The following is a 9377-nucleotide window of genomic DNA, read 5'->3' on the forward strand; positions in this document are numbered from 1 at the left end:
TCACAGCAGCGTCACGGGGCGTAGGGAGTTGGCCCTGTCGACGAGCTCATAGCGTTCTGACGGCGCGACGACGCGCTGGGCCAGCGCGCGGTAGCGGCGCTCCAGGTTGCCCCGCACGCCGTTCTCGGTGAACGGGGCGCCGAGCAGCCCCTCTTCCGCCGGTGCCCCCGCACCCGAGCCGAGCCAGTCCAGGGCCGACTCCAGGACCCGGACCGCCAGGCGGTCGGCGGACTCGCTGTCCAGACCGATCCGTTCCAGGCGCCGTCCGGCCTGCACGAAGTCGGCGGCCGCGGTGCCCTGGTGGTGCGTCGCGAGCACCGCGATCAGCGCGGTCTGGGCGTGGACGTGCAGCCGGGACAGCTCCGGGACCGTGTCCAGGACGGCGGTGGCCGCGGCCCGGTCCCCCTGGGCCAGGCGGATACGGGCCAGGCCGAACGCGGCGCTGACGAAGGAGCGGTCGGTGTTCCAGACCGTCCGGAACTGGCGGGCGGCGGTCTCGTACTCGCCGGTCCGCTCGCAGGCCAGGGCCAGGGCGAGCTTGGGCGCGAGCTCCCCGGGCAGGTGGTCGTACAGCTCGTCGAAGTGGTCGCGGGCCTCACGGAACCGGCCGGTGCTCAGCTCGGCGACCGCCGTGTACCACAAGGTGCGCCAGTCGCCCGGGGCCGCCTCCTCGAAGCGCTGGATGACGTCCTCGGCCTCGTTCTGGCGGCCGACGGTGACGAGCGCGCGGGCCAGCATCAGCAGGGTCTCGGGGGTGGGCGCGGTCATGGCGCGCAGCGCGGGGACGAGCTCCTCGGGCGGCAGGGTCCGGAATCCGCGCAGGTGCTGGGCGGCCGGGTCGGACTGGTCGATGAGGGGCGCGGGGAGCAGCGCCGCCGCGTCGGTGGGCGGGGGCGCGACGAGCATGCGGTCGGCGTTGTGGGTGCCGGGGTCGGGCCCGGCGGCGGGGTTCTCCGCGCCGAACAGGGTCGAGGGGCCGGGGCGGGGTGTGCCCTCCAGTTCGGAGAGCACCTCGCGCAGGACGCCGGTGAGCTGGTCGGCCATATCCTCGGCGTCGTGGAAGCGCAGTTCGGGATCGCTGTGCGTGGCACGGCGCAGCAGCCGGTCGAAGGACGCGTGGCGCTGGAGCAGCGGCACGGTCTCCCGCGGCGGGATGCTGTGCGGGTGGTCGCGCGTGTGGCTGAAGCGGAAGCTGAGCACGGCCAGGGCGCGGCCGACCGAGTACAGGTCGGCGCTGACCGTGGGGCCGGGGTCGCGCAGCTCGTCCTCGGGCACCCGGTACCCGGGCGTGGTGTAGACGTCGCTGACGGTGTCGTCCATGCGCCGCACGGCGCCCAGGTCGATGAGCTTGATCTGCTCCTCGCTCTGGATGACGTTGTCGGGTTTGAAGTCGCAGTAGAGCAGGCCTTTGGAGTGCAGGTAGCCCAGGGCCCGCAGGACCTCCAGGCCGTAGGCGATGACCTGGTCCGGGGGCAGGACGGCGTCGGGGTCGTTCTGGCGGCGCTCGGCGAGCAACTCCTGAAGGGACTTGCCGCCCACGTACTCCATGACGATGTGGCCGCCGGGGATGCCGGTGCGCGGGTCGGGGTGCTGGGAGAAGTTGATGATCTTGACGATGTTGGGGTGCTCGACCTCGGAGAGGAACGCGCGCTCGGCGGCGGCCGTCTTGTGCGCCTCGGCGTCACCGGCGTTGAGCAGGCCCTTGAGGGCCACCCAGCGGTCGTTGACGTTGCGGTCGCGGGCCAGGTAGATCCAGCCGAGGCCGCCGTGGGCCAGGCAGCCGAGCACCTCGTACTGACCGCCGACCATGTCCCCGGGGGAGAGTTTGGGTGTGAAGGAGTACTGGGTGCCGCACCTGCGACAGAAGCCCTCGGTGCGTCCGGGCTGGTCGCCCTGGGTGCGGCCGACCCGCTCGTAGCAGTTGCCGCAGAAGCGGTTCTTCTCCGAGACGACGGGGTCGTCCATGACGGCGTCGGAGGGGTTCCGGTAGGGGACGAGGGGCACCTGGACCATGCCCATGCCGAGCATGCCGCGGGAGGATCGGCGGCTGCCGCGTCCGGGGCCGCTGATGCTGGTGCCCGATGTCGCGGAGGCGCTGCGGGGACCGGAGCGCCCCGAGAGCCTGATGTTGCCGGAGGCGGGGCGGGAGTGGACGGAGTCGCCGCTGAGGGGGTCCGCGGAGGAGTTCGGGCCGAGGGAACGCTGCGGGTCGGAGGTCGGCGGCACGGGTCGCTGCCGGGCGGCGGGGACGGGGTCCGCCGGGGGCCGTACGTGCGCGGGGGCCAGGCCGCACACACCGCAGAAACCGTCCTCGATCCGGCCGGGGCAGCCGGGGGCCGTGCATTTCGTCATCTGTTCACACCACCATCGCTCTCGCCGTCTGACGCGCCCGGTCCCGGTGTGGTTCTGTTCACAGCGGAATCGGTTCCGCCGATTTCCTGGAGCGCCCGCTGGTACGCGGAGAGGGCGACCGTGGCCGCGCGCAGGTCGCAGGGCGCGGTCCACAGCTCCCAGTGCGCCGTGCTGTGGAGCCGGGCCAGGCGCGCGTTTTCGGCGGCGCCGAGCCGGACCGCGCGGGAGTGGTAGGCGTCCAGGCGACCGCGCAGCTCGGCGCGGCGTTCCAGGAGGCCGGTGAGGTTGGCCTCGCGCTCCCGGGCGTCGTCGGCGGCCTCGTGGACGGCGCGCTGCACCTCGCCCAGGCGGGCGCCGAGTTCGCGCCACCGGCCTTGGGCCCGCAGGGCGTCCATGGCGCCGATGTGCGCCCGCAGCGCGGGGACCGGGTCGGACACGCCGACCGCGGCGGGCGAGGAGATCTTGGCGACCACCTGTTCACGCAGCGCGCGGGTGCGTTCCACGGCCTTGCCGACGTCGTCGATGGCGAAGCCGAGCCGTTCGACGCTCTCGCCGTAGGAGTCGCGCATGCGCAGGGCGTCGCGGAGTTCGCCGCGTACGCGCTCCAGCCGCAGGCGCAGCCGTTCGAGGGCGGACGTGTCCACGCGGCCGTCCTCGACGAGCGCGAGGGGGTCGCGGCGGACGGTGGCGCCGACCGCGTCCAGGTCCACGCGCAGGGACTCGTACTCGTCCTCGGCGAGTGCCACCATGTCGGAGAGGGTGCCGATCTCGTGCCACATGGCGTCGAGCTCTCCCAGGCGCGGGTGGAGGGCGTCCCAGGCCGTCTCGGCGGCCGAGATGACCTCGGTGGCCTCCTCGTAGTCGGCGGACATGCGGGCGACGGCGTCGGCGAGGGTGACGGACTCCCGCCCGGTGTGGAGCAGCCCGCGCTCGTGCAGCGGGACCTCCCGTGCGGGCAGCGGCACGGAGGCGTCGTTGAGCAGGGAGGTCAGGGTGATCTGGTCCTCGGGGCCGCACGCGCGGGCCCGGATGCGGTCCGCCCTGTCGACGACGCTGCGGAAGGCCTCGTAGACCGTCCACAGGCTGCGGACGTGCCCGCTGGCGTGCTCCCAGCGCCGCCGGGTGCGCCCGACGAGATCGGCTTCCTGGAGCATGCGGTGGCCGACGTGTCCGTCCAGGTCAGCGAGGTTGAGGGAGATCCTGTCGGCCTCACCGCGCACACGGTTGAGCGCGTGGTCGATGCCCTCCCAGCTCATGGGCGGCATGCTCGCCCCGGACGCCCTGGCCACCTGCCGCCTTCCTCCCCGGCGCCCACGCACGCTCCCCGCAGCCGTCTGGGGCGTGGACGGTCAATGGTCCTTTGCCTAGACAAGAGTCTGGCCCCCGGCTTCGCGAACTACAAGAGAAAGCCCGGTTTACGGCCATGAACGGCCACTGGCGCCCCGTTTGCGGTCCAGAGGGCACATCACGTGACAGAGGTTCTCTCTCGTCACTCCCGTCGCTCCGGTCACTCCCGTCACGGTTTCGGGGGTCGAGTTCGGCCCAGGACATCCAGGACGAAGCGGGCCCGATCGGCGACCGGCACGCGCGGCAGTTCCACCAGCTCGTAACCGCACGCCGGGTAGGCCTCGGTCATCGCCCGGTGGGTGCGTTCGGCCTCCTCCCGGGACTGGTGGCGCTCGGCGTCGCCGACGAAGATCTCCGGCCACGGCGGGGCCACGAAGACCCGGCGGTGGTAGCGGAACCGGCGGGCCGCCTCGGTGACGTGCCCGGGGACCGGAAGGCCGCGCAGGCGGAGGTAGCCCACCAGGTCGGGGACGCCCCGGTCACAGAAGACGGGGCCGGGCAGGGACGAGGCCTCGCGGTGTGAGCGCATCTCCCACGAGAGCATGAGTTCGGCGAACAGGGCGTCGTCGCGCCAGGCCAGCCCCCGGCCGCCGATCTCGCGCTGGTCGCGGATGACGGCGCGTCCGGCCTCCGGGGTGCGCGCGTACCCGAGCGAGGCCAGGTGGTCGATCAGGGTGGTCTTGCCCGACCCGGGCCCTCCGGTGACGACGACGAGGTGCTCCATGGTGCTCCACAAGGTGTTAGGCGGCCCGGGAGTGCCGGGCGGGTTCGGCGCGTCTTCTCGGCGGGGGTACTGGTGCCGTTCTCCGACAGCGCGGCGGGGCGCCCGGCCGGGGTGTCCCGGCCGGGCGCCCTCCGGGACCGGCGTTGGCCGGACCCGGCTCAGGCGGGCAGTTCCGCCTCGACCAGGTCGGCCGCGTAGGAGGTGCCGCCGGCCTGGAGCCGGGCGCTGACCTCGGCGAGGCGGCGGGCGACCCCGGGGTCGGCGGTCAGCTCCAGCAGGGCCGCGCGCAGCCGCTCCGCGCTGGCGTCCTCGGTGTCGATCCGCCGGGCGACGCCGAGTTCCGCCAGGCGGTCGGCGTTGTCGAACTGGTCGACGGCCTGCGGGACGGCGATCATCGGTACCCCGGTGTAGAGGCCCTCGCTGGAGCCGCCCATACCGGCGTGGGTGACGAAGGCGTCGGCCTGGCGCAGGACGGCAAGCTGTGGCACCCACGTGTGCACCTCGACGTTGTCCGGCACCTCCCCCAGCTCGGCGGGGTCCACGTGTTTGCCGATCTGGAGCACCACGTGCCAGTCGGGCAGGCCGCCGAAGGCCTCCAGGCAGGCGCGGTAGAACCCCGGCTGGTTGGTGAAGGCCGATCCCAGGGACACCAGCAGGACGTTGTCGGCGTCCGCCGGACGGGCCCACTCCCCCTGGTCGGCCCGGTCGCCCAGGCACGGCCCCACGAAGGTCACCGTGTCGGCCACGGTGTCGGCGAAGGGCTGCATCTCGCGCGGGATCAGCGCCAGCGCACGTTCCGGCGACCCGGCGAAGGAGGAGTGGTCGAGTCCGGTGACGCCGTTGTCGGCGAGCCAGGCGTCGAGCTTGGCGTAGTGCTCCTCGGCCCCGGGCTGGGCGCGCAGCCACTTCAGGACGGTGTCACCGTAGTCGGCCCAGGCCACGTAGGTGGGCGAGAGCTGCACGGAGGGGATGTCCCAGTTGACGGCGAGGACCCGGGCGGCGAACCCCGAGATGTCGTACAGGAACAGGTCGGGGCGGTCTCCGTCGTAGGCGGCGCGCAGGGCGGGCAGCTGGTTGATCGCCTCGTCCAGGAAGATGTCCATGCCCTTGACCGGGTCGTCCGGCCAGGTGTCGTCGCCGGTGGGCAGGATGGTGGAGTAGGGGACGAGTTCGGCTCCGGCTCCGGTGATGGTGTCGGCCAGCAGGGGGTCGTTGGCGTAGGTGACGCGGTGGCCGCGGTCCACCAGCTCGCGGATGACCTCCAGGCTGGGCAGGACGTGGCTCACGGTGGGAGTGCCGACCATGGCGATGTGGGCACGGCGGTTCATGGTGCTTCTCCAGACACGGGCGTTCACGGGTAGGACTGAGGGGCACCGGGCCCCGTGGCGGGGCCGGGTGCGTCGCGGCGTCGGTGACGCCTGTCTAGCCGTAGATCTGGAGGTGCATGCGCGCCATCGTAGCCACACGGCAGGCCGGTGCGCACCTGCTTTTGGGCGCGGTCCCGCGGGCTCGAATGCCCTCCGTGCCCCTTTCGGAGGTGCCTGTGCCCGTTTCCGGTATCCGGGCGGACCGCCGCGGCGCGCTCCCCGTCAGCGGGGGCCGGCCTTCTCAGCGGGGCTCGTCGGGACCGCCCTCGTCGCCCGGGGCCCGGTGTCTGCCGCCCGGCTGGTCGTCCCAGCCGCCGCGGTCGTCCTGGGCCTCCCCCCGGTCCCGGCGGGTCCCCCGGTCCGGGTCCTCCCACCGGCCCCCGTCGCCCCCGGCGCCGCGCTCACCCCACCGGTCCAGGTCGTCGTTATCGGCTCGGTCAGCACGGTCTTCGAGGAGGTCGCCGGGGCGGGTCCCGTGGTCGTACGGCTCCGCGGGCTCCTCGGGCTCGCCGAGACCGGCGAAGGCGGGCGCGTCCTCCGGGGCCAGGAAGGCCTCGGCGGCGCCGCGGAGCCGGAACCCGGCCACGGCCATGACCGCGCCGAAGATGACCGCGTACATCGCGATCACGAACATGATGGCCTGCGCGCCCTCCAGCGGCCAGAACCACAGCAGGAGTCCGAAGACGACCGAGAGCGCCCCGACGAAGACCAGCAGCCACTCGGAACTGATGTGCGCGCGCAGGCGGACGGCGGTGACGATCTCGGCCACGCCGGTGACCACGGCCCAGACACCGATGACGAACACCAGCGCGACGATCGCCGCGACCGGCCAGACCAGGGCGACCAGTCCCACAATGGCGCTGAGGACCGCCTGGACGACCAGGGGGACCCGGACGCCGGAGGACGAGCGGTAGGCCGCGTACCCCAGGGCCGCGGCGTCGACCAGCGCGTAGGCGCCGAAGACGACCGCCAGGACCACCAGGGTCTTGCCCGGCCAGATCAGCGCGACCAGACCGAAGAGGACCGCCGCGACCCCCCGCAGGACCACCAGCCACCAGTTCCGGCTCAGCTCACCGAGCAGGTCGCCGGCCCACGCGTACCTGACCATCGTCTCCCCCTCCTTCGCACGGCCCCGTGCGGTAACCGCACCCTGCCCCTTCCCCCAACGTCGCACACGGACGACAGCGGTCCGCAAAATACGGGGAAAGGCAGCCCGTACGGGTGATACCCGGGCGCGCGGGGGGCCGAACAGCTCGGACGCGGCTGTGGACAACGCGCGGGAGCGCCCGCCCCGTCTGACGCGGGCGGGCGCTCCTGTGTGCCTCGGGGGTGTGCCTACCCCTGGCCGGGGAGCCGGCGCTCGGAGGAGCCGACGTAGTGCTGGCGCGGGCGCGCGATCCGGAAGGCCGGGTCACGCAGCTGCTCGCGGTAGTGGGCGATCCAGCCGGGCAGGCGGCCGATGGCGAACAACACGGTGAACATGTTGGTCGGGAAGCCCATGGTGCGGTAGATGACGCCGGTGTAGAAGTCGACGTTCGGGTAGAGCTTGCGCTCGGTGAAGTAGGAGTCGGAGAGCGCGGCGGCCTCGAGCTTGAGGGCGAGCGCGAACAGCTCGTCCGGGTTCTCGTCGCGGTCGAGGATCTGGCTGGCCAGAACCTTGATCTCCTTGCTGCGCGGGTCGAAGTTCTTGTAGACCCGGTGGCCGAAGCCCATGAGGCGCATCTCGCGGGCCTTGACCTTCTCCAGGAAGTCCTCGATGGAGATACCCGAGTCGCGGATCTCCTCCAGCATCTCCAGGACGGCCTGGTTGGCGCCGCCGTGGGACGGGCCGGAGAGGGCGTTGATGCCCGAGGCCACGCTGGCGTAGATGTCGGCCTTGGAGGAGCCGACGACGCGCACGGTGGCGGTGGAGCAGTTGAGCTCGTGGTCGGCGTGCAGCACCAGCAGCATGCCCACGGCCTGGTTGAACAGGTCGCCGAGCTCGCTGTCGGCGTGGACGTCGCCGAAGGTCATCCGGATGAAGTTGTCGACGTAGTCGAGCGAGCTGTCCGGGCCGATCGGCTTCTCGCCGATGGAGTTGCGGTAGATGCGGGCCGCGATCGTCGGCAGCTTGGCCAACAGCCGGATCGTGGCGAGCTCCACCTGGTCCTCGTCGCCGGGGTCGACGCTGTCGTCGTAGTAGGCGGCGAGGGTGTTCACGGCACTGGCCATGAGGGACATGGGGTGGCCGTTGCGGGGCATCGCGTCGATGAGCGCGCCCATGTCGGCCGGGATGTCGGCGTTGTCGCGCAGCTTGTCGGCGAACTCCTTGCGCTGGCCCGCGTCGGGCAGCTCGCCGTAGATCACCAGGTAGGCGACCTCCAGGAAGGTCGCGCCCACGGCGAGGTCCTCGATCGGATACCCGCGGTAGCGCAGGATCCCGGCGGCCCCGTCGATGTAGGTGATCTCCGAGCTACACGAAGCGGTGTTGCCGAACCCCGGGTCCAGGGTCGTCATCCCCGTCGACCCCAGCAGGGTCTTCAGCTCGATGGTGCGCTCACCCTCGGTACCGGTGAACACCGGCAGCTTCAGCACGCCGCCCTCGTAGTGGAGCTCCACCGTGCGCTCTTTGTCGTCTTCGCTCATGCCCGAGGTCAACCTTTCCAGGCGGGGGATACGTGAGGTGCGTCATACGCGGGGCGGTCCGCCGCCACGTTCCTGCTTCACTCGTTATTGTTCTGTTTTGTTAAACGACGGTTAAGCAAAATCATATAAGTTTCACCGATTCACGAACAGGTGACATGCAACACATACCCACACGTGCACCGAATTACCGCCAGGTGAAGATTTACAAACTTTGCCAGCCGTCGATTACTTCGTGATCGCCCTGAGACGTCGCAGACGGAGCCGGGAGGTCCTCCCGGCGCCCCGCTGCCTCCTGTACCGGTCCCCTGGACGGTCCGACATCCGCCCGAACCCTCCCCCTTCGGCCTGTCCTTCACAGAAGTGGACAGAGCCGAACGAAGCTCGGTGCGGCCGGGTGTCCGAACACGCCCTAGCGGCCTTCTCTCAGGGTACCTTCGCGCTGTTCACGGGGCCTGACGCGGGGTCCCCGCCAACTGGTGATCTTGGCCTCTGCCTGGGACTCGGGAGCCACAAGAGCCCCACCGGTCACAGCGAACCGGGCCCGTCATGGCAACGGACTGTGCGTGCGCCACGGGAGTTCACACCCGGCGCGCAGCCGCTTCGCCACACCGCCGGGGCAACCGCCGGGAGGCGTTCCACCGGCCGCCCAATTTCCGCGGGCCCGCCGCCGACATCGACAGCGGGTCACCGCCATTCACCCGGGGTAAACGGCACGGGCGTGCTTTGCCGTAAAGGACGGCGGCCCGGACAGAAGGGAGTGGTCCGGGCCGCGGCGCACCCGGGGGCGTTCCCGCCCGGGGCCTCACTCGCCCTCGTCGACGCCTCCGGCCAGCAGCGGCTCCATGAACAGCGAGGGGTGGTCGCGCTCGATGACCCTCAGACGCCACTTGTTGTGCACCAGCACCAGCAACTCGCCGTCGCCCCGCCGCCGCAGCACCTCGGCGCCCGAGAGCGCGTGCAGG

6 protein-coding genes are annotated in these 9377 nt (G+C 71.8%); all 6 read right to left on the reverse strand.

Annotated features, from left to right (window positions below):
- The 6 genes from FYW99_RS22795 to FYW99_RS22820 all read right to left on the reverse strand — a co-directional run bounded on the left by FYW99_RS22795 (position 1) and on the right by FYW99_RS22820 (position 8415).
- Entirely contained in the window at positions 1-2352 is a 2352-nt protein-coding gene (locus tag FYW99_RS22795) for a serine/threonine-protein kinase (RefSeq protein ID WP_150254056.1), read from the reverse strand.
- Positions 2349-3617, reverse strand: a complete 1269-nt coding sequence (locus tag FYW99_RS22800; RefSeq protein WP_150254085.1) for a hypothetical protein — start codon at positions 3615-3617, stop codon at positions 2349-2351. The genes FYW99_RS22795 and FYW99_RS22800 overlap by 4 nt, the downstream gene beginning before the upstream one ends.
- A gap of 251 nt (positions 3618-3868) precedes the next feature.
- Entirely contained in the window at positions 3869-4423 is a 555-nt protein-coding gene (locus tag FYW99_RS22805) for an AAA family ATPase (protein ID WP_150254057.1), read from the reverse strand.
- Between the two features lie 158 nt (positions 4424-4581).
- Entirely contained in the window at positions 4582-5751 is a 1170-nt protein-coding gene (locus tag FYW99_RS22810; protein ID WP_150254058.1) for a macrolide family glycosyltransferase, read from the reverse strand.
- Positions 5752-6031: 280 nt separating this feature from the next.
- Positions 6032-6898, reverse strand: a complete 867-nt coding sequence (locus FYW99_RS22815; protein ID WP_150254059.1) for an HdeD family acid-resistance protein — start codon at positions 6896-6898, stop codon at positions 6032-6034.
- A 227-nt stretch (positions 6899-7125) separates the two neighbouring features.
- Entirely contained in the window at positions 7126-8415 is a 1290-nt protein-coding gene (locus tag FYW99_RS22820; RefSeq protein WP_150254060.1) for a citrate synthase, read from the reverse strand.
- Positions 8416-9377 lie beyond the last annotated feature (962 nt).

It is taken from the genome of Nocardiopsis deserti (assembly GCF_008638355.1).
GTDB lineage: Bacteria > Actinomycetota > Actinomycetes > Streptosporangiales > Streptosporangiaceae > Nocardiopsis > Nocardiopsis alborubida.